Genomic DNA, 26,442 nt, shown 5'->3' on the forward strand with positions numbered 1-26,442 from the left:
GTCATCAAATGAACGGAAGAAAATGGTGTGTGAATTATTTACTGCGATTTATTTAAATTTAGTAGAGACACCAGAATGATGTAAGACGTGGGGCTGTTACTCATATAACAAACAGCGAACATTATTTTTGTTGCATATCTATAGGTAAATCTAATTTTGTAAAACTGAAACTAGTGCCATAGGCAATTAAAATGATCTGTTACAAAGTGTGAATATCGATAACAGATAGTGGACAACACTTAACATCATTGAACTCTCAAAATGCCTGATGAACTTCATCAGGCATTTTTAACAAGATAGGGCAGGGTTTATTACTAGCAGCAATCATAGTCTTATGATTTTTGAGCGAATATTCCTCAAATTAGTAGTAATGAACCATACTTTAACTATGTGCAAAAAGTGACGGTAAAATTAATGACAGATTCAGGTAAGAACAAGAAAGCGACAGAAGTATCAAAGAGTGAGAGCAAGATTAAGCGTGTAAGGAAAACACGTCGTCTTGTCATTCCACAAACCTACGTCTCACGTAGTAATACTATGGCTCTTATTTTGCCGTCATATCATGTGGTTGATGCAGGGAATACTGGTGCAGAGGGCGTGGCAGACAGCATCCATCATGCTGAGTATGCAGAACCCATTCAACAGCAAGATTATGCACAAACAGAAACGAAGGGTAAGCAGTCAGTCAACCCTCAACCAACAGCTCAACCGGAAACGGTAACGGATGAATTCCAACCTCAGCAACATACTGAAAATACCGGAAGCCATCATTACCAGCATACTAGCCATTACGGAAACCAAATTACCCCATTAACGGCGGCGTTAACTGCTGGACATTTCACCGCTGCCACTGTTACCACTACTGGTTCTCATACAGTAACGGATAATTCTGAGCTCATACCCAACACTTCTTACTTGACGCCTCCTGTCATTGGCGTTCCAGAATCGGGTATTGTTAAAGAAGACACCACATTGGTCACTAGTGGACAAATTGATGCTCATAGTGCGCAGAAAGGTACAGGACTTACTTTTGCGCCTGACAATGTGCATGGACAATATGGCGATTTTTCTTTAGATAAAAATAGTGGTGAATGGAGCTATACCTTAGATAATAAGCATCATCAAAATCTCACTTTAGGTGAGACACATACCGAAATTCTGCACGTTACGATTACCAGCAATTCGGGTGTTTCTGTACATCAAAATATTACAGTTACTGTGCAGGGTACCAATGATATTCCGGTAATTACTAGTCAGGCGCAACACGACGCGACTAAAGAAGGTGGAACGTTATTTGTTCAGGGACAAGTAACAGCGTCAGATGTAGATAGTGGTGCTGTACTAACTTATACGCCAGATAATCTAGAAGGTGATTATGGTGTATTTAGTGTAAATAAAAATTCAGGAAACTGGCATTACACCTTAGATGATGATGCTCATCAAGATCTTGCTGAAGGTGAGTTACATACTGAAACATTACTCATCACAGTCACAGATGATGTTGGTGGTACAAACACACAACAAATTACGGTTACCGTTGAAGGTACCAATGATAAGCCTGTTATTACCAGTCATGCACAATTAGAAGCTGTTAAAGAAGATGATGTACTGGTAGCTGATGGACAAGTGACCGCAACAGATGTCGACCATAATGCTGTATTGACTTATACACCTGATAATTTGAAAGGTACTTATGGCACCTTTACTTTGAACTCAAGTTCAGGGAAGTGGCACTACACCCTAGATAATGACGCGCATCAAGTTCTTGCCGAAGGCGAATCACATACTGAAACTATGTTAGTCACGGTAACGGATGATCAAGGAGCCACCACCACTCAGCAAGTGAATGTGACCGTTGAAGGTACTAATGATAAGCCTGTTTTGCATCCGGACACTCATATAGGAAGTGTCAATGAAGACGGTACTTTGTTTGTACGTGGGCAAGTGCTTGCCACTGATGTCGACCACAACGCCAAACTGACTTACACCGCAGACAGCGAGCACGGTATCTATGGTGATTTCACTTTAAATGCCGATGCGGGCACGTGGACTTACACATTAGATAATGAGCATCATCAAGATTTAGCCGCTGGCGAAACTCACACTGAATCTATGCTAGTAACGGTTACTGATGATAAAGGTGCAAAAGTCACTGAAACGGTACAAATCACGATTACGGGCACCAATGATAAGCCTGTTTTACATGCTGATACACACGTAGGTAGTGTGAATGAAGACGGTACGTTATTCGTACGTGGGCAAGTGCTTGCCACTGATGTTGACCACAACGCCAAACTGACTTACACCGCAGACAGCGAGCACGGTATCTATGGTGATTTCACCTTAAATGCTGACGCGGGCACGTGGACTTACACATTAGATAATAAGCACCATCAAGATTTAGCGGCAGGTGAAACACATACCGAATCTATGCTAGTGACGGTGACCGATGATAAAGGTGCAAAAGTCACAGAAACCATACAAATCACTATTACCGGTACTAACGATAAGCCGGTCATTACCAGTCATGCTCAAGCTGAAACGGTGACGGAAGATGATGTACTGTTTGTTGACAGTCAAGTGACCGCAACGGATGTTGACCACAACGCCGTGCTGACCTACACGCCATATAACTTACAAGGTACTTACGGCACTTTTGTCTTAAACCCAAGCTCAGGCAAATGGCACTACACCCTAGATAACGATGCACACCAAGCACTTGCCGAAGGCGAGTCCCATACTGAAACTATGTTGGTTACAGTGACAGACGATCAAGGTGCCACCACCACTCAGCAAGTGAGTGTGACGGTTGAAGGTACAAACGATAAGCCAGTCTTGAGCGCCGATACGCACATGGGGAGCGTCAATGAAGACGGCACGTTGTTTGCTCGTGGTCAGGTATTAGCTACCGATGTAGATCACAACTCTAAACTAATTTATACCGCCGACAGCGAGCATGGCACATATGGTGATTTCACCTTAAATGCTGACTCTGGTACTTGGACGTATACATTAGATAATGAGTACCATCAAGATTTAGCGGCAGGTGAAACTCACACTGAATCTATGTTAGTGACAGTGACTGATGATAAAGGCGCTAAAGTCACAGAAACAGTACAAATCACTATCACCGGTACTAACGATAAACCCGTTATCACCAGTCATGCTCAAGCGGAAACCGTAAATGAAGATGGTGTGTTGTTTGTTGATGGTCAAGTAACGGCAACGGATGCAGACCACAACGCAGTACTGACCTACACACCGGATAACTTGCAAGGGACGTACGGCACCTTCGTTTTAAACCCAAGTTCGGGGAAATGGCATTACACCCTAGATAACGATGCGCACCAAGCGCTTGCCGAAGGCGAGTCGCATACTGAAACCATGTTGGTGACGGTGACAGACGATCAAGGTGCGACGACGACTCAACAAGTGAGCGTGACGGTTGAGGGCACTAACGATAAGCCTGTTTTACATGCAGATACGCACGCAGGTAGTGTGAATGAGGACGGCACACAATTCGTTCGTGGTCAGGTATTGGCGACGGATGTGGATCATAACTCTAAACTGACTTATACCGCAGACAGCGAGCACGGTACTTACGGTGAGTTCACTTTAAATGCAGATGCGGGCACGTGGACCTATGCATTAGATAATGAGCATCATCAGGATTTAGCGGCAGGTGAAACGCATACCGAATCTATGCTAGTAACCGTCACCGATGATAAAGGCGCAAAAGTCACAGAAACCGTACAAATCACTATTACCGGTACTAACGATAAGCCGGTCATTACCAGTCATGCTCAAGCTGAAACCGTGAATGAAGACGGCATATTGTTTGTGGACGGTCAAGTGACTGCTACTGATGCAGACCACAATGCCGTACTGACTTACACGCCAGATAACTTACAAGGTACTTACGGCACTTTTGTCTTAAACCCAAGCTCAGGCAAATGGCACTACACCCTAGATAACGATGCACACCAAGCACTTGCTGAAGGCGAGTCGCATACTGAAACCATGTTGATCACAGTGACAGACGATCAAGGTGCCACCACGACTCAACAAGTGAGTGTGACGGTTGAAGGTACAAACGATAAGCCAGTATTGAGCGCCGATACGCACATGGGGAGCGTCAATGAAGACGGCACGTTGTTTACTCGTGGACAGATCTTAGCAACTGACGTCGATCATAACTCTAAACTGACCTATACCGCAGACAGCGAGCACGGTACTTATGGTGATTTCACCTTAAATGCCGACTCTGGTACTTGGACGTATACATTCGATAATGAGCACCACCAAGATTTAGCGGCAGGTGAGATACACACAGAATCTATGCTAGTCACGGTGACCGATGATAAAGGTGCGAAAGTCACTGAAACGGTACAAATCACCATCACCGGTACTAACGATAAACCCGTTATCACTAGTCAGGTTCAAGCCGAAACCGTGAATGAAGACGGCGTATTATTTGTTGACGGGCAAGTGACGGCAACGGATGTCGACCACAATGCTGTGCTGACGTACACGCCAGATAGTTTGCAAGGTACATACGGTAGTTTTGTCCTAAATCCAAGTTCGGGGAAATGGTATTACACTCTAGATAACGATGCACATCAATCACTTGCCGAAGGTGAATCGCACACTGAAACCATGTTGGTCACGGTAACTGACGATAAAGGTGCGACCACCACTCAACAAGTTAGCGTAACGGTTGAAGGTACGAATGATAAACCTGTTCTGCATGACGATACACACACGGGTAGTGTCAATGAAGACGGTACATTGTTTGCTCGTGGACAGATCTTAGCAACTGACGTCGATCATAATTCTAAACTGACCTATACCGCAGACAGCGAGCACGGTACGTACGGTGAGTTCACTTTAAATGCCGATGCGGGCACGTGGACTTACACATTAGATAATGAGCACCATCAAGATTTAGCCGCAGGTGAAACGCACACCGAATCTATGCTAGTGACGGTGACCGATGATAAAGGCGCAAAAGTCACTGAGACGGTACAAATCACTCTTACTGGTACTAACGATAAGCCGGTCATTACCAGCCATGCTCAAACTGAAACCGTGAATGAAGACGGTGTGCTGTTTGTTGACGGTCAAGTGACGGCAACGGATGTTGACCACAATGCTGTATTGACGTACACGCCGGATAATTTACAAGGGACGTACGGCAGTTTTGTCCTAAACCCAAGCTCAGGAAAATGGCACTACACGCTAGATAACGATGCGCACCAAGCGCTTGCTGAAGGCGAGTCGCATACTGAAACCATGTTGGTCACGGTGACAGACGCTCAAGGTGCGACTACCACTCAACAAGTGAGTGTGACGGTTGAGGGCACTAACGATAAGCCTGTTTTACATGCAGATACGCACGCAGGTAGTGTGAATGAGGACGGCACACTATTCGTTCGTGGTCAGGTATTGGCGACGGATGTGGATCATAACTCTAAACTGACTTATACCGCAGACAGCGAGCACGGTACTTACGGTGAGTTCACTTTAAATGCCGATGCGGGCACGTGGACCTATACCCTAGATAATCAAGGCCATCAAGATTTAGCCGCAGGTGAAACGCACACCGAATCTATGTTAGTGACAGTGACTGATGATAAAGGCGCTAAAGTCACAGAAACAGTACAAATCACTATTACAGGTACTAACGATAAGCCAGTCATTACCAGTCAAGTTCAAGCGGAAACGGTGAATGAAGACGGTGTGTTGTTTGTGGACGGTCAAGTAACGGCAACGGATGCAGACCACAACGCAGTACTGACCTACACACCGGATAACTTGCAAGGGACGTACGGCACCTTCGTTTTAAACCCAAGTTCGGGGAAATGGCATTACACCCTAGATAACGATGCGCACCAAGCGCTTGCAGAAGGTGAGTCGCATACTGAAACTATGTTGGTCACAGTGACGGATGACCAAGGTGCGACAACGACTCAACAAGTGAGCGTGACCGTTGAAGGTACGAATGATAAACCTGTTCTGCATGACGATACACACACGGGTAGTGTCAATGAAGACGGTACAATGTTTGCTCGTGGACAGATCTTAGCAACTGACGTCGATCATAATTCTAAACTGACCTATACCGCAGACAGCGAGCACGGTACTTATGGCGAGTTTACCTTAAATGCCGATGCGGGCACGTGGACCTATGCATTAGATAATGAGCATCATCAGGATTTAGCGGCAGGTGAAACGCATACCGAATCTATGCTAGTAACCGTCACCGATGATAAAGGCGCAAAAGTCACAGAAACCGTACAAATCACTATTACCGGTACTAACGATAAGCCGGTCATTACCAGTCATGCTCAAGCTGAAACCGTGAATGAAGACGGCATATTGTTTGTGGACGGTCAAGTGACTGCTACTGATGCAGACCACAATGCCGTACTGACTTACACGCCAGATAACTTACAAGGTACTTACGGCACTTTTGTCTTAAACCCAAGCTCAGGCAAATGGCACTACACCCTAGATAACGATGCACACCAAGCACTTGCCGAAGGCGAGTCCCATACTGAAACTATGTTGGTTACGGTGACAGACGATCAAGGTGCCACCACCACTCAGCAAGTAAGTGTGACGGTTGAAGGTACAAACGATAAGCCAGTCTTGAGCGCCGATACGCACATGGGGAGCATCAATGAAGACGGCACGTTGTTTGCTCGTGGTCAGGTATTAGCTACCGATGTAGATCACAACTCTAAACTGACTTATACCGCAGACAGCGAGCATGGTACGTACGGTGAGTTCACCTTAAATGCCGATGCGGGCACGTGGACTTACACATTAGATAATGAGCACCATCAAGATTTAGCCGCAGGTGAAACCCATACTGAATCTATGTTAGTGACTGTCACCGATGACAAAGGTGCGAAAGTTACTGAAACGGTACAAATCACCATCACCGGTACTAACGATAAACCCGTTATCACCAGTCATGCTCAAGCGGAAACCGTAAATGAAGATGGTGTACTGTTTGTGAATGGTCAAGTGACGGCAACAGATGCAGACCACAATGCCGTGCTGACGTACACGCCAGATAACTTACAGGGGACATACGGCACCTTTGTCTTAAACTCAAGTTCAGGCAAATGGCACTACACCCTAGATAACGATGCACACCAAGCGCTTGCTGAAGGTGAGTCGCATACTGAAACCATGTTGGTCACGGTGACAGACGATCAAGGTGCCACCACCACCCAGCAAGTTAGCGTGACAGTTGAAGGTACCAATGATAAGCCAGTCATTACCAGTCATGCACAAATAGAAACCGTGAATGAAGACGGCATATTGTTTGTGGACGGTCAAGTGACCGCAACGGATGTTGACCACAACGCCGTGCTGGCTTACACGCCAGATAGTTTGCAAGGTACATACGGTAGTTTTGTCTTAAATCCAAGTTCAGGCAAATGGCACTACACTCTAGATAACGATGCACATCAAGCACTTGCAGAAGGTGAGTCGCACACTGAAACCATGTTGGTCACGGTAACTGACGATAAAGGTGCGACCACTACTCAGCAAGTGAGCGTAACGGTTGAAGGTACGAATGATAAACCTGTTCTGCATGACGATACACACACGGGTAGCGTGAATGAAGACGGTACATTATTCGTACGTGGGCAAGTGCTTGCCAGTGATGTCGATAATAACTCCAAACTGATCTACACCGCAGACAGTGAGCAGGGCACTTATGGTGATTTCACCTTAAATGCCGACTCAGGTACTTGGACTTATAAACTAGATAATGAGCACCATCAAGATTTAGCCGCAGGTGAAACCCATACTGAATCTATGTTAGTGACTGTCACTGATGACAAAGGTGCGAAAGTCACTGAAACGGTACAAGTCACCATCACCGGTACTAACGATAAACCCGTTATCACCAGTCAGGTTCAAGCCGAAACTGTGAATGAAGACGGTGTGTTGTTTGTTGACGGTCAAGTGACGGCAACGGACGCAGACCACAACGCAGTACTGACGTACACGCCAGATAGTTTGCAAGGTACGTACGGCAGTTTTGTTTTAAACCCAAGCTCAGGGAAATGGCATTACACCTTAGATAATGACGCCCACCAAGCGCTTGCTGAAGGTGAGTCTCACGTTGAAACTATGTTGGTCACAGTGACAGACGATCAAGGTGCCACCACTACTCAACAAGTGAGGGTGACTGTTGAAGGTACTAACGATAAGCCAGTATTGAGCGCCGATACACACATAGGCAGTGTCAATGAAGATGGTACATTATTGGTACGCGGGCAAGTGCTTGCCACTGACGTCGACAACAACGCCAAACTGACCTACACAGCAGACAGTGAGCACGGTACTTATGGTGATTTCACCTTAAATGCTGACTCTGGTACTTGGACTTATAAACTTGATAATCAAGGCCACCAAGATTTAGCCGCGGGCGAAACCCACACTGAATCTATGTTAGTGACCGTCACTGATGACAAAGGCGCTAAAGTTACCGAGACCGTAGAAATTACTATTACGGGCACCAATGATAAGCCTGTTTTACATGCAGATACACACATAGGTAGCGTGAATGAGGACGGAACATTATTCGTTCGTGGTCAGGTGTTGGCAACCGATGTGGATCATAATTCTAAACTGACTTATACCGCAGACAGTGAGCACGGTGCTTATGGTGATTTCACCTTAAATGCTGATTCCGGTACTTGGACTTATCAACTTGATAATCAAGGCCATCAAGATTTAGCGGCAGGTGAAACCCAAACTGAATCTATGCTAGTGACGGTTACCGATGATAAAGGCGCAAAAGTCACAGAAACGGTAGAAATCACCATCACCGGCACCAACGATAGGCCGGTTATTACCAGTCAAGCTCAAGCTGAAGCCGTGAAGGAAGATGGTGTAGCGTTTGTTGAAGGCCAAGTGACCGCAACCGATGTAGATCACAATGCAGTATTAACTTATACGCCAGATAACTTGCAAGGTACATATGGCACATTTGTTTTAAATCCAAGCTCAGGTAAATGGAACTACACCCTAGATAACGACGCTCATCAAGCGCTTGCGGAAGGCGAATCTCACGTTGAAACCATGTTGGTGACAGTGACTGACGATCAAGGTGCCACCACTACTCAACAAGTGAGGGTAACTGTTGAAGGTACTAATGATGTACCAGAACTGCAGGCTGATACGCACACAGGTAGTGTGAATGAAGACGGTACATTATTAGTGCGAGGACAAGTGCTTGCCAGTGATGTCGACCACAACTCGAAACTGACTTACACCGCAGGTAGTCAACATGGCATTTATGGTGATTTTACACTAAATGCTGACTCAGGAACTTGGACTTATAAACTAGATAATAAGCATCATCAGGATTTAGCGGCAGGTGAAACCCAAACTGAATCTATGCTAGTGACGGTTACCGATGATAAAGGCGCAAAAGTCACAGAAACCGTAGAAATTACCATTACGGGCACCAACGATAAGCCGGTCATTACCAGTCAAGCTCAAGCTGAAGCCGTGAAGGAAGATGGTGTAACGTTTGTTGAAGGCCAAGTAACCACAACCGATGTCGATCACAATGCACTATTAACTTATTCGCCAGATAACTTGCAAGGTACATATGGCACATTTGTTTTAAATCCAAGCTCAGGCGAATGGAATTACCAACTAGATAACAAAGCTCATCAAGCGCTTGCGGAAGGTGAATCTCACGTTGAAACCATGTTGGTCACGGTGACTGATGATCACGGTGCTACCACTACTCAACAAGTGCGCGTGACAGTTGAAGGTACCAATGATGTGCCTGTTCTTCATGCTGATACTCACACAGGTAGTGTGGAAGAAGACGGCACGTTATCTACAAATGGACAAGTAATTGCGACAGATGTAGACAATCATGCGAAATTAACCTTTAGCGCAAATGAGCTGCATGGTACCTATGGTGAGTTTACTCTTGATGCAGATTCAGGCGAATGGACGTATAAGTTAGCCAATGACCAACATCAAGACCTCTCCGAAGGTGAAACACATAAAGAGTTGATGTCGGTAACCGTGACAGACGACAAAGGTGCTAAGGTTGTTGAAACAGTTGAAGTTGTAGTAACGGGTACCAATGATCTGCCAGTACTTACTTTTACAGACCAAGCTAGTGATCACACTCAAGGTACGCTTTCATTCACCGACGTAGATACATTAGATACGCACAGTTATGCGGTTAGCGGAGGTACTGACTCTGGTGATACGCAAACGATTGTCGGTCAGTTTGGTGATCTTGTTTTAGATACGAAAACAGGAGAGTACACTTATACCCAACACCAATCTGTTGCTGGAATGAGCATCGATGCAAACGGTGTTTATCATGGTAAAGAATTCTTTGAGGTTAGTACCTCTGATAACCATGGTGGTACGTCAACAAAATACCTCACATTTGAACCAAGTGTTGCTGTTAATGCGCCAAGCACAGACGGTCAACCGCCTATATTGACTCCAGAGCTTACTCAATCCCCTGAGTTGCTAGATCAGCAACCTGTGATTGCGCCAATCGTTCCACCGACTAATCAATTGAATCCGCTTACTATAGATCCGTCAAGTGACACTGGTGCTAGTCAAACGGATGGTATTACAAGCGTCGTAACTCCTAGTGTGACAGGTCATACCGATATCCCATTCTCAGTGGTCACTTTGACTGATGAAAATGGCAATGTGGTAGCACTTACTACTTCAAATGAACATGGTGATTTTACTGTCGCATTAGCTCAACTGTCCGGTAGTGTTAGTGGTGATGTACATCAGATTTCTGGCACAGCGGTTGCGCCATCAGCCACAGTCTCTGTATCGACGCCAACGCCATTACAATTGACGATTGATACCGACATTAATCAACCAACAGTCGATATTACGGATGGAAAGACTCAGACAGCATTACATCCAAATCATATTATCTCAGGTACAGAACTAAGCCATGTAGATATCTCTGGGGTCATTGATCACCAAGGGGTTGAAACTGATTTAACTGGGTTGACGGTGACGGATACCCAAGGAAATGTGGCTCCTTTAGATCCAAGTCAAGCGACAGTCGATCCTGCAACGGGTGTGTTTACACTTAACAATGTCGATCTATCTAAATTTGGACTTGTTGACGGCACTCTTACAGTTCATGCCATCGCCACCGATCTCGCAGGAAATACTAAAGAAGGGACATTCACTGCAACTTTAGACACACAGCCGGGCACTATTGCCATTGATGGAACTTTGGGTGGTGACAATGTCATTAATGCCGTTGAAACTCAGTCACCATTAACCGTGTCGGGTACCACAACTGGTATCGAAGAAGGACAAGTGGTGGCCATTAAGTTTAATGGTCAATCATATAGCGCTGTTGTCGGTAAGGATGGCACGTGGAGCACTGATATACCTGTATCGGATCTGGGTAAATTAACCGATGGTACGACACCTGTAATTACCGCTTCGGTGGATGATAAAGCGGGTAACGTTGCGACACCTACCACACATGACATGCAGGTGGATACGCATATCGATACCACTACGGTGGCGCTCAATGACGGTGGAGTAGGTGCAAACTTTGACGGTGTTATTAACGCTGCGGAGCAAACTCATGCGGTCATTACTGGCACCATAGATCCAACTGCGACGTTAACACTGCTAACGATCAGTGACGGAACAGACACGATCCCAGTACCGCTGGCTTCGGTATTAGTCAGCCAAGATGGACATTTTACAGCGACAGGTGTGGATGTATCTTCACTCTCTGATGGCCAACTAACGGTTACTGCAACCGCGGTCGACCCAGCAGGAAATGAGTCGTCAAATACAGGTAGTGCATTATTGGATACTGCGCCGCCAAATGCGCCGCAGTTGACGCCAATTCCAGTGGGTCATGATAAAACGCCGCCTCTTTCAGGCACTGGTGAGCCGGGCAGTACCGTCACTTTCATTGATGGTCACGGCAATATTATTGGTAGTACTGTTGTGGGTTCAACCGGTTCGTTTACTTACACGCCGAGCACAGATTTACCCGATGGCGGCACGATAAGCGCCACGTTAACCGATATTCATGGTAATACGTCAGCGTCAACGACGATTCAAACCAATATCGATACACATATTGCGCCAACCACAGCCGATATTACTGATGGCACAGTGGGTAGTACGCAGCACCCGAACCATCAAATCAGCGCTGATGAACTGCACTCTGTACTTATTACAGGCAGCATTGATCGCACCGATGGCACTGAAAAACTGACCTCATTGACGGTAACAGACAGTGCTGGAACTCAGGTTAATCTTGATATTAAGTTGGCTACTTTCGATTCAAGTACCGGCAAGTTCAGCATCAAAGGCCTTGATCTGAGTGGAAATCATTTTGTATCAGGGGCATTAACCGTAGAGGCCACTGCTCAAGATAGCGCTGGCAACATTAGTCTCGGACATGGCACGGCAACTTTAGATATTGAGTCTGGGGAGTTATTCTTTGACAACGTATTGTCGGGTGACAATATCGTTAATGCGAAAGAGAGCCAGTCACCACTGACGATTTCAGGTACGACTACTGACATTGAAGCAGGGCAAATTGTAGATGTAACGATTGCAGGTACGACTTATCATGCCACTGTCGATGCATCAGGTCACTGGGCTGCGATCATGCCACAAACTGACGTGGCAAAACTGCCTGATGGCGATGTAATCATGCAGGCAACCGTACACGATTTAGCCGGTAACAGCACCGACATTACGTCAAATCAACTGTCAGTTGATACTAAGGTTAAAGCGCCAACAGCGATTACATTTGAAAGCACCGGTCAAGATAATCTTTACAATATTGATGAACTTGGCCCTGATCATACGGTGACCGCAACGATTGGCTTGCCAGACGATGTGAAAGCCGGTGATATCTTAACCATTAATGGGACAGCTCATACGCTAACCGATCAAGATATTGCACATAACTATGTCACCTCTGAGGTTTATCCAAATACCAAGGTGACGGCATCAATCACCGATCAAGCTGGCAATACCTCTCAAGATATTTCCAATACGGCAGCAGATGCTGATTTAACACCGCCATTAGTGCCGGTGCTATCACCGATCCCTAATGCCGATCACAACAATGATAATACGCCACCAATTACGGGGATCACCGAACCAGGCGCTGTGGTTGAAATCTTTATTGATGGCACATCAGTTGGTACCGTTAATGCAAATCCGAGTGGTTCGTTTACGTATACGCCGCCGGCTCTTCCGGATGGCCCACATAGCTTTACCGCAAAAGCGACAGACCATGCAGGTAATCCGTCAACATTAAGCGCGGCAGTACACACAACAATAGATACAACGCCTCCAGCGCAGTTAGACGTGAGTTTGACCACAGATACAGGTAAGTCAGATTCAGATTTGATCACGCAAACAGGCACGCTACATATTGAGAACCAAGAAGCGGGCTCTCATATCTTGTATTCAATAGATCACGGCACTACTTGGAGTAGCAGCTTTACCCCTGTAGAAGGCGATAATACGGTTACTGTAAAACAAGTTGATCAAGCAGGAAACGAATCGCCGACAACTAGCCTAACTTTCACTTTAGACACACAGCCGGGCACTATTGCCATTGACGGAACTTTGGGTGGTGACAATGTCATCAATGCCGTTGAAACTCAGTCACCATTAACCGTGTCGGGTACCACAACTGGAATCGAAGAAGGGCAAGTGGTAACCATTAAGTTTAATGGTCAATCATATAGCGCTATTGTCGGTAAAGATGGCACGTGGAGCACTGATATACCTGTATCGGATCTGGCTAAACTAACTAATGGTACGACACCTGTAATTACCGCTTCGGTGGATGATAAAGCGGGCAACGTTGCAACACCTGCCACACATGATATGCAGGTGGATACGCATATTGATACCACCACAGTGGCACTTAATGATGGTGGAGTAGGTGCAAACTTTGACGGTGTTATTAACGCTGCGGAGCAAACTCACGCGGTTATTACTGGCACTATAGATCCAACTGCGAAATTAACACTGCTAACGATCAGTGACGGAACAGATACTATCCCAGTACCGCTGGCCTCGGTATTAGTCAGCCAAGATGGACATTTTACAGCGACAGGTGTGGATGTCTCTTCCCTGTCTGATGGCACGCTAACGGTTACTGCAACCGCAGTCGACCTAGCAGGTAATGAGTCGTCAAATACAGGCAGTGCATTATTAGATACTGCGCCGCCAAACGCGCCGCAGTTAACCCCAATTCCTGTCGGTCATGATAAAACGCCGCCTCTTTCAGGCACGGGTGAGCCGGGCAGTACCGTCACTTTCATTGATGGTCACGGCAATACTATTGGTAGTATTGTCGTGGGTAAGACCGGCTCGTTTACTTACACGCCGAGCACAGATTTACCCGATGGCGGCACGATAAGCGCCACGTTAACCGATATTCATGGTAATACGTCAACGTCAACGACGATTCAAACCAATATCGATACACATATTGCGCCAACTACAGCCGATATTACTGATGGCACAGTGGGTAGCACGCAGCACCCTAATCATCAAATCAGCGCTGATGAACTGCACTCTGTACTTATTACAGGCAGCATTGATCGCACCGATGGCACTGAAAAACTGACTACATTGACGGTGACAGACAGTGCTGGAACTCAGGTTAATCTTGATATTAAGTTGGCTACTTTCGATTCAAGTACTGGCAAGTTCAGCATCAAAGGCCTTGATCTTAGTGGAAATCATTTTGTATCAGGGGAATTAACCGTAGAGGCCACTGCTCAAGATAGCGCTGGCAACATTAGTCTCGGACATGGCACGGCAACCTTAGATATTGAGTCTGGAGAATTATTCTTTGATAACCTATTGTCGGGCGACAATATCGTCAATGCGAAAGAGAGCCAGTCACCACTGACGATTTCGGGTACGACGACTGACATTGAAGCAGGGCAAATTGTAGATGTAACGATTGCAGGTACGACTTATCATGCCACTGTCGATGCATCAGGTCACTGGGCTGCGGTCATGCCACAAACAGACGTGGCAAAACTGCCTGATGGCGATGTAATCATGCAGGCAACCGTACACGATTTAGCCGGTAACAGCACCGACATTACGTCAAATCAACTGTCAGTTGATACTAAGGTTAAAGCGCCAACGGCGATTACATTTGAAAGCACCGGTCAAGATAATCTTTACAACATTGATGAACTTGGCCCTGATCATACGGTGACCGCGACGATTGGCTTGCCTGATGATGTGAAAGCCGGTGATATCTTAACCATTAATGGGTCAGCTCATACGTTAACCGATCAAGATATTGCACAAAATTATGTCACCTCTGAGGTTTCTCCAAATACCAAAGTGACGGCATCAATCACCGATCAAGCTGGCAATACCTCCCAAGATATTTCCAATACGGCAGCAGATGCTGATTTAGCACCGCCATTAGTGCCGGTGTTATCACCGATCCCTAATGCCGATCACAATAATGATAATACGCCACCAATTACGGGTATTACCGAACCAGGCGCTGTGGTTGATATCTTCATTGATAACACTTTAGTTGGTACCGTTAATGCAAATCCGAGTGGTTCGTTTACGTATACGCCGCCGGCTTTGCCAGTTGGCCCGCACAGCTTTACCGCAAAAGCGACAGACCATGCAGGTAATCCATCAACATTAAGCGCGGCAGTACACACAACAATAGATACAACGCCTCCAGCGCAGTTAGACGTGAGTTTGACCACAGATACAGGGAAGTCAGATTCAGATTTGATCACGCAAACAGGCACGCTACATATTGAGAACCAAGAAGCGGGCTCTCACATCTTGTATTCAATAGACCACGGCACTACTTGGAGCAGCAGCTTTACCCCTGTCGAAGGCGATAACACGGTTACTGTAAAACAAGTTGATCAAGCTGGAAACGAATCGCCGACATCGAGCTTAGCTTTTACTTTGGACACCAAAGTAGCGGCGCCTCAGGTCAAATTGAAACTAGATAGCGGTTCAAGTGCTATCGATCACATCACCAATACCGCTGAATTAGACGTTACAGACGTTGAGTCTGGCGCTCATGTTGAGTATTCCGTCGATGGTGGTCAGCATTGGCTAGACAGTGTTGGTCATCAAATTGATGGTGATTACACAGTATTAGTACGTCAAACCGATGTGGCAGGTAATGTGTCAGGTAGTGCAACAATCAGTTATACCTTAGATACTCAAACCCATGTGGATGTGGCGATTGCCGATATTTCAACAGGAGCTGTGCATGGAAATCATTTCTTAAATGATTATGAAATTGTACATAACGAAAATGAAATCACAGGGAAAATCGAACTTTCTGGGGATTTAACCAAACTGGTCATTTCCGATGGCAATCATGAGGTGACTGTGGATCTGAGTAAGGTTAACCTGCACAACCATGGTACCTATAGCAGCTTTGATATTTCACACACAGATTTATCCAGCCTTGATGACGGCACATTAACGGTTACAGCAACCTCGAAAGATACGGCCGGTAATACTGATACTCAAAGCTCGACGATTTTCAAAGATACGCTCAATGAAGCGACAGATGTTACCGCGTCAGTTAAAGAAGAATCGAAAACAAGTGTATCGGGTCATGTCAACATGGAGCCAGACGCGCATGGTGGTTCTAGTTACGCTTTTGGTAGTAGCTCATTGTCGGGAGATATTGACGGTACTTATGGCACGTTGCATCTCAATAGAGACGGTACTTATACCTATGATTTACACAACGCAAACCCTAAGGTTCAAGCGTTAGGTGAGGGTGCCACACTGCAAGATATTGTTACTTACAAAACCACAGATCCTGCAGGAAATGAAAAAGAATCGCACTTAACTGTGACCATTACTGGTACCAATGATCAGGCGATTATTGCGGGTGTGGATAGTGGTGATGTGATTGAAGACAAAGTGTCAGCAACCGAACATTCACTTCTGAAAACCGATGGTCAACTTACCATTGATGATATTGATACCAATACTCTTACCGCTGGTGGTGAAGAGCAGTTTGTATCCAAAGTCACGCCAGCTGCAAATGCGCATAACTTAGGCAGCTTGAGCATTGATAAAGACGGTCACTGGCATTATCAAGTGCGTAATGACAATCAACATGTTCAAGCGCTACAAGAGCAAGACACGCATGTCGATCAGTTTATCGTGCACTCTATTGATGGTACAGCTCATACAATATCGGTCACTATTACAGGTACTAAAGATGCCCCAAGCATAGAGGTGAAAGCAGGCGCTGATCATGGTGCTGTGGTAGAGCAAGGCTCCACTAGCAGTGGACACGCTATTGCAGGGCAACAAACGGCCACAGGTCACTTAGTGGCTCATGATGTAGATACTGCGGATACTCAAGCGTGGACTATTGTGGGTTCGTCCGATGGTAGCTATGGACATATTAGTGTGGATGCGAATGGCGAATGGACTTATACACTAGATAACGCTCGCGCCGCCACTCAAGGCCTAACGCAAGATCAACACGTGACGGAAAGTTTTACCGTCAGAGTCACGGATAGCACAGGTTTAACCGCTGATCAGAAAGTGGTGATCAAGGTTACTGGTAGTAATGACCAAGCCCAAATAGCTGGCACTGATGCAAGATCTGTGAAAGAAGATACCAATGTAGTCGGTAGCAAACATCAATTACATACCGATGGTCAATTAACCATCTCAGATGTAGATAGTGGTGAGGCTCATTTCCAAGCCAGTACTATGGTTGCAGGGCAGGATGGGCATCTTGGCAGCTTAAGTATTGATGAAACAGGTCACTGGGATTATGTAGTAGATAATTCGTTACACGCAGTTCAACAGTTAAAAGAGTCGGATCATATCGATGATGTGTTTACGGTTTTAGGTGCTGATGGCACAGAACACACCATCACAGTAACGATTAATGGTACCAATGATTTACCTGAGATAGCCAAAGGAACGGGCGATACAGGAGCTGTCACTGAGGCAGGTTCTCATGCCAATAATTACCATAATAAGGTTGTTGATCACGGTCATAGTTCGACTAGCGGTACTCTCTCAGCCACCGACCGTGATGCAGGTGATCCTGCTCACTGGCAAGCAGCACATCCTGATGGTACCTATGGTCATTTATCCCTAAATGCCCAAACAGGCCACTGGGTTTATACGCTAGATAATGCCAAAGCAGACAGTTTACATGCCAAAGAAACGGTAACAGAGACTTTTGCTATTACAGATACAGATACAGATTCCTCAAAAAACCCTGTATCAACGGAAATAGTCATTACTATCACAGGTAGTAATGATGTTCCTGTGATCACTGGAAGTCATGTTGGAGCGGTAACGGAGGCAGGAGGTACATCAAATGCCCGCGCTGGAGTTGCAAGCATTGACGGAACATTAATTGCTACTGATCCTGACAATAATGATGCGACATTAGTTTGGTCAGTGCAGAGTGCAACCTCTGGTACGACGGTCAAAGAAGGCACTTATGGTTCCATTAGCATTGATCAGCATGGACATTGGGTTTATACGATTGATGATAGTAAAGATGCGACTCAAGCACTGACCGGAAGACAGAGCCCGAAAGAGCACTTCACTTTCCTAGTGACGGATTCCTCAGGCAAGGCAATTAAACAATCCGTAGAAATTACCGTGCATGGTCGTAACGATAATCCAGTGCTATCGGCATATACACCAACAACATTTGCTGAAGATTCAACGCCCGTTCATGGGCATAGCCACATTCAGACTGTTGCCTTACCTAAGGTAACTGATGTGGATGATTCAGCTTTCACTTATAGCATTGATTCACACCCTGATCATGGCAATCATAATCACCAATGGATTACGATAGACAGCCATACCGGGGTAATTTCGGTTCACACTGATGCAAAAGATTTACAGCATTTGTCGGTGGGCGCCTCACATACTGAAGATGTTGTAGTCACAGTAAAAGATGCTCAAGGCGGTACTACCCAGCAAACCCTACACCTTACCATTGCGGGTACTAATGATGCGCCGACGATTACAGAAATAGATGTCACATCCTTAAAACATAGAGTGGATGATATTTCCGCTGATACCGGTAAATCTACAGGTACGTCAACCGATCAAGTTGAGCACTCTTCGGCACTGATTAAAACACATACCAACTTGCAAGATGTGCTGAATGTACAAGAAGATCGTATTGTTGAAGGCGATATTAAATTCAAAGATATCGACGATCATAAAGATGCTTCGCATTCACATGGTGACACCTATACCTTCTCTGCCACCGCAACGGTTGATGGGAAAGCGGTGTCGATTAAAGACTCAGGCTTTAGTATTGATAACGATGGGCACTTTGTTTTTGATGCACATTCTGAACTTTATCAAATGCTACAAGCTGGACAAGATGCCGATGTCCGTATTCAAGTCACGGTAGAGGATAATCATCAGGCACAGGGCGTACAAGAAGTTCATTTTGTGGTGCATGGTGAAAACGATGCGCCAACGGCTACCCGTGTGACTCCAATCAATATTGATGAAGACCATACCCTGCAATTTACGTTAGGGCATGACGATACCAATTGGGGGGAGAGTCTAACGACGCTTATTGACCCTGAATCAGATAAACTGGATATTTCTAATCCGAGTGTTGATCCTAAATACGGAACCATTGTCGATCACGGGATGGGACGATTTACCTTCACTCCTGTAGCCAATCAAAACGTGGAGACTTATGGTTTAGTCCCTGTCACTTTTGAGGTTGATGATAACCATTATGCTAAGGCGACTCGCACGGCTTATATTCATGTAAACCCAGTTAATGATGCGCCAACTGCAGGTGTAGTGACTTTAGCTGGAATTGATGAGGACAGTGGTTCTATTCATTTCACTCGAGCTGATTTGTTAGCTCATACCAATGATATTGATAATACCAAAGCGGAATTAGCTTTAAGTGATGTAGTATTGTCAGATGCCAAAGCGGGTACGTTGAGCGGTGATGAGCAGCATGGCTGGACATTTACGCCATCACAAAACTGGAACAGCAACTGGAATAAAAATGACTTTAATCATGACATTCAAGTTGTATTTAAGGTCACCGATCCGCAAGGTTTATCAAGTGCTGGTGGATCCACATTACCTGTGAACCCAACTCCTGATGCCGCTGTAATAACAGAAGATAGCAGCAAACAACAAGATCATGCGGTACATGATGGAGAGGGAAGTCATGCTGATATTCATGCGCAAGGTTATTTGCACATTGAAGATCCGGATTTGGGGCAAGATTCATTCCAAGTATCAAGTTCCATTGGCGGTCAGCATGGCTTCTTGAGCATTGACGCTAATGGGCATTGGCAGTACACATTGAACACTAAAGATCCTGTAGTGTTGGCATTAGGTGATGGAGAATCGACAACTGACACTATTACTGTGCATGCACAAGATGGTACAGCGCACGATATTACAATATCTATTACGGGTAAAAATGAAGCTCCTGTGGTCACACAGACCAGCGATATTCATGCCAAAGAATTTAATGCCGATGCGACTCATACCGTCAGTGTTATTTCTGGGCAGGTGCACGTAACTGATAGCGATTCGACAGATACATTAAGTTATCAACTTGAGCAACCAATAGCTGGATTCCACTTGGATCAAAAAACGGGTAAATATACCTTCGATTCATCTGTCCAAGAATATAATCACCTCAGTGAAGGTGAGGTTGTCAACCTTCAAGCCGTTGTTCTTATTAGTGATGGACATGGTGGTACGGTCAAAGACACTGTGGCAATTGAGCTTACTGGTACCAATGATGAGCCTCATGCTGTAGCAACCAGTTTGCCATCTGTGCAAGCTGGCGAAACTTTACATTTTACCGATGCGAGTTTACTTGCTGGTGTAATGGATCCCGACTCAGGTGATGATGTACATATATTAAAACTCAGCGCCACACATGGTCAGCATACACTGACCGAAGTACATTTGACTGATAAAACCCTTGGACATCTGACTCAAGATGGTAAAGGCGGGTATGACTTTACTCCAAATAAAGGAATTTCTGGGGATGTAGAAGTTCAATATAGTGTTACCGATGGCATTGCAGTGGTAGATGGTCTTACTACGATAATCCATGTAACTCCAGCACCTGCGAGTACGCCGACAGGAGGCGATCAACACTCAACACATACTGGGAATCAAAATCCAGATAACTCTCATCCACAACCGATAACAGTTACGCCTGCTGATACACACGCTACTATCGATGAAAGTGGCACTTCAGTGTCGGGTCAGTTGCATGAGACTCACTCTGATACTGGCAGCCAACATCATAATGCTCATGCTTATGGTTTGAATCATGCTACGGGTTCATACGGTTATATAACCATGACTTCTGATGGTAAATGGACCTATACATTAGACCCACACACCTCAGATAGTGATGTGGTGAATCAACTGAATGAAAATGAGCAATTGGTTGATTCAATCGAGGTGAATGGCCCGCACGGTAAGACGACGATCAGCGTGACTATTAAAGGCAGTAATGATAAGCCGGTGATTACTGGCACCACTCAGCATATCTTTGATAGTAAGAGCGGACATGAAAACCTAGGTTCTAAAGCGGCAGCTGAAGTTGATATGACCGAGGTTCATGGCTTAATTACTGCAACCGATGTCGATCATAATGCCAAGCTAACGTATTCATTGCCAAGCGACTCTGCACAGAATATTGATGCCAGATATCTCGAAAATGGTCATTTGGCTGGCTTGCATGTTAACCCTGATGGTAGCTATGAGTTTAAACCTGATAGTGCACATTTTGGTGATATTCCCCCTGGCACCATTAAGAAATTTAAGGTATCTGTCGAAGTTACCGATGAGCACGGTGCTACAGCCCATCAAGTGATTAGTCTGGCGGTACAAGGTCATAACCGTCCGCCAGAGGTTGCGCACACCGACTTACATTTAGCCAATGCTAAAGAAGATTTTGGTACTCTGACGCTGACCACCGATCAATTACTGAAACAAGCAGGAGCAACGGATCCTGATGGTGATACGTTGCACATCATTAACTTTAAAGTCACGGATAACCAAGGCAAAGCTGTCAGTATTCATGATGATGGTCACGGTAATTTTGTGTTTACTTCGGCGCAAGATTTAAACGGCCAAGTGCATTTAAGTTTTGAAGTGACTGATGGTATGTCTGCGGCGCAGCAAATTACTGCGAGTATGGATATTACGCCTGTTAATGATAAACCTGTCGCGAGTAGTTTTGCGTTAACCAGTGTTGCAGAGTCTACAACGAGCAACCCGACGCCAACCCATGTCTTTACCAAACAAGATTTCTTAGCTCACGCTTCGGATGTAGATATTACAACCAACCATGATGCACTGCAGTTTGTCGGTGAGCCAGAATTGGATAGCGCAAGTAAAGCTCATGGTCGTTTGATTAAAGTGAACGGTGGATATGAGTTTAAACCATCGGATCCAAACTGGTATGGTTCGGTATCAGTTCATTACACAGTTAAGGATTTAGCCGGAGAAGAAGCCACAGCTACAGCCACTATTACTGTAACACCAACTAACGATGCAGCTGAAATCAAAAACCCGAACCCAGGTCATGCAGTAGAAGATCAAGCGCACAATGCGCAAGTCACGGGTCAGTTAACGATTAGTGATGTTGATGGTCCTAGTGAAGAAGTGTTCCATGCGAATAGCCATATAGGCGGTAGGTTTGGTTATCTACAATTGGATGACAAAGGCGAATGGAAATATGTCTTAACTCGCGGAAGCCGAAGGGGTGTGCAGCAACTGGGCGATGGTGATAAATTTACCGAACGTTTCGCTGTTACCTCACAAGATGGCACTGCATACGAGGTGCGCGTGAATATTTTGGGTACTAATGATGATGCTGTCATCACTGGTACTGACACTGGCACAATGAATACTGAAGTTACGCCAAGCGTGACCGAACAACTCGGCAGTTCGGCTACTGCCACCGCGACTCCAGATGAGATTACGACTACAGGAACATTGACCGTACAGGATGTTGATAAAGGTGAGGCTGGCTTTAAAGCCGAAACACTAAATCCAACAAACACGGGACACCACTATGGCACTTTAACTATTCAACAGTCAGGTGCATGGACCTATGTGGTTGATAATAATAATCGAGACGTACAAGCACTTCATGAGGGTGAGCAGATACAAGAGCACTTTACTGCGACCTCTATTGATGGCACTGCGACACAGGATATTACTGTTACTCTAGTCGGTAAAAATAATGCTCCTGTCATTGCGCACGTGACAAGTAAACCGGCCATAGAAGCAGGGGCTAAGCTCACAGGTCAGCTACACAGTAGTGATATCGATAATGATCATGCAACGGTGACTTACAGTCTGCAGCAGGGTACAAGTGCTCCAGATGGATTCGTATTGCAGGCAAATGGTCACTACAGCTTTGACCCAACAAATAAAGCTTACAATGCGTTATCAGCGGGAGAAACAACAACGGTCGTTGCGCATGTGGTGGCAACAGATTCACACAATGGTGTGAGTGAAGCTAAAGATATTGAATTTGTCATTACAGGTACTAATGATGCCGCGACATTCAGCGGTTCAAGTACAGTGCATGTACAAGATTCACCAAGTCTGCACAATAATGCCGCTTCCGCGCATAGACAATTGCATGTCACCGATGTTGATCATGGTGAGAGTCACTTCATCGCGGAGAACTCCATACTTCCAGACCGTAGCCATCCTTCACAAAGTGGTTTACCTACAAGTGCTTACGGTCATTTGTCAATTACCGACAATGGGCAGTGGCAATATCATGTTGATCATGCGGATAGAGTAAAAGCCATTCCAAACGGTCAACATGTGACAGAAACATTTACGGTCCATTCTACTGATGGAACGCCACATACGGTGACCGTGACCTTAGACGGTAGAAATGAAGCAGCAACATTTAAAGGAGATTTCTCTGGTGAAGTCACTGACGGGCAAAGTGCATCCGTTACAGGTACAGTACAGGTAGCCGATGTCGATTACGGCCAAGCGGGGCTTACCAAAGCGCAGAGTCATTTGGCACCATCGAAAACTGATATTCAGCACCATACCGGGCTTTCAACTGATGCTTACGGGCACCTTTCTGTCGATAGTCATGGGCATTGGGCGTATCACATTGACGATACTGCGGCGTTCAATTCGATTGCTGACGGCCAAAAGGTGATCGAAACCTTTGCCATAGCAGCCAAAGATGGCACTCATCATAATATTGTAATTACTTTGATGGGTAGCAATGATGCGCCAACGGTCTCAGGCGCTGTGGCGATGCAGCAACGTGGCACTGAAGATAGAACCATTACCTTAAACCAAAGCCAACTATTGTCACATGCTGTCGATGTTGATAATGCTGATCATTTAACGGTGGTGAATGTTCAGGCGCAGCACGGCACGATAAAAGTAGACCAGCACGGGAAAATACTTTACACGCCAAACGCAAATTATCATGGCTCTGAGACCTTTACTTATGATGTGCAAGATAGCCAAGGTGCCACAGTGCATACCCAAGCTAGCATGCAAGTTAATTCGGTAAACGATGCGCCAACTGTGGCTCATAGCGTGACTTTGACAGGCATTAACGAAGACACTCATAGCAGTATTGATGCTTCGGCGTTATTGGCAGGTGCAAGTGATGTTGACCGTGATCGCCTTTCGATCTTGGCTAACTCGGTCACCGCTGAACATGGACAGATACGTTATGATTCGCATAGCCATACGTACTTATACTATCCAGATCATAATTTTAATGGTCAAGATACGCTGCATTACAAAGTGTCAGATGGACACGGAGGGCAGGTTGTGCAAACAGCAACAATAGATGTTGCTAGTGTGAACGACGCGCCAACAGTCACAGCGCCGGTGTCTTTACCTGATCATGCAGAAGACAGCACAGTGACCATCACCTCGGCGCAACTGCTTACACATGCTCAAGATGATGATGGTGATTCACTAAGTATCAGTGACCTAAAAGTGAATCATGGCAAGTTAGTTCATCATCACAATGGCACTTGGAGCTATACGCCAGATCATAACTACAATGGAAAAGTGATACTTAATTATCAAGTGAACGATGGGCACGGTGGGCATGTTCAGCAACAGGCGTTGATGACAGTCACTCCTGAAAATGACGCAGCGCATATTGATGCTCCAGCTGTTATGTATGTGGATAATGGACACAATTCATTTATCATAGATACCTTGTCTATCTCTGATGTGGATGGGCGCGCTGAAGAAAAATTCATTGCGGAAACGGGCTTGCAAGGGCAGTTTGGCGAGCTAGAAATCTCTGAAGATGGACAGTTCAAATACGTTCTGAATTCACATTTGCCAGTCATCCAACAAATGATGGATGGGGACACTAAAACAGATACTGTAACTGTACACTCTGTTGATGGCACAGCATATGATGTGCAAATTCATATCGGAGGGCACACTAATCACGCCCCTACAGTGAGTCAACATACCCCAATTGTTTTACAAACCAATGAGCATCATCAGTTCTCTACTGCAGACTTTTTGTTTAGTGATACAGATGGTGATTCACTGGATCATATTACCATTACTCAATTGCCGACTCATGGAGAACTGACCTTAGAGGGTCATCATGTTCAGGTCGATCAATCTATTAGTGCAGACGATATAGACAAATTGTCCTTTACCGCCGATAGCCATGATAGTGGTCCTGTCACATTTGATTTTACTGCTAATGATGGTAGAAGCGATTCGGCTGAGGTGAGTATGACAATATCTGTTGCTCAGCCAACTTCTCAGTCATTGACGCCTCACTCGACAAGTCATATTGCTGCATCTAGCACAGCATCTTTGACCGGGGCATCTGATGAGCCTGTGTTGGATACGCCGGTTGAAACCGTATCTTTAGAGGCACTGGCATCCAATGATGAAAGTAGTCATGTTGGCGGAGCACAAGCATACTTAGATCAGTTAGGTGTCAATGATGATAGTGCCTCTGAGCAATCTGTTGCGGCTCATCAACCAGCAGCAGATTTAGACCTAGTGTTAACGGAAGCGTCGCTTCCTGTATTAGATGAGCACGGACATGTCATTGAACCGGTGAGTACAGACGCGGCGGATAGTCTTAGTGATGATGAGCATATACTTCATGATGAATTGCATCATCAAGACCCGAATTATCAATGGGATGATCATCATGGTTGATCACACACTATAGAGCGAAATGGCTTTGAATAAACATCGTAGGTAGGAGTATCTACGATGTTTATATTGTTAGCTTTTCATGCTGACGTGATGACAGTGATTAGCATGGTAGGAAAGCCTATATAGCTAAGTACCTAAACAAAAAAACCGCAATAGCGTCGGTGC

General features: G+C 45.4%; 1 protein-coding gene. It reads left to right on the forward strand.

Features of this window, described 5'->3' with window-relative positions:
- The first annotated feature begins 414 nt into the window (after positions 1-414).
- The gene (locus tag OCU38_RS14480; RefSeq protein ID WP_261824904.1) at positions 415-26,277 is read left to right on the forward strand and encodes a VCBS domain-containing protein; all 25,863 of its coding nucleotides are present in this window, start codon (positions 415-417) and stop codon (positions 26,275-26,277) included.
- Positions 26,278-26,442 lie beyond the last annotated feature (165 nt).

Source organism: Vibrio neonatus (assembly GCF_024346975.1).
GTDB lineage: Bacteria > Pseudomonadota > Gammaproteobacteria > Enterobacterales > Vibrionaceae > Vibrio > Vibrio neonatus.

Excerpts from the sequence above, each read along its gene's own strand:
- OCU38_RS14480 (WP_261824904.1), top strand. The coding sequence starts at position 415 with ATGACAGATTCAGGTAAGAACAAGAAAGCGACAGAAGTATCAAAGAGT.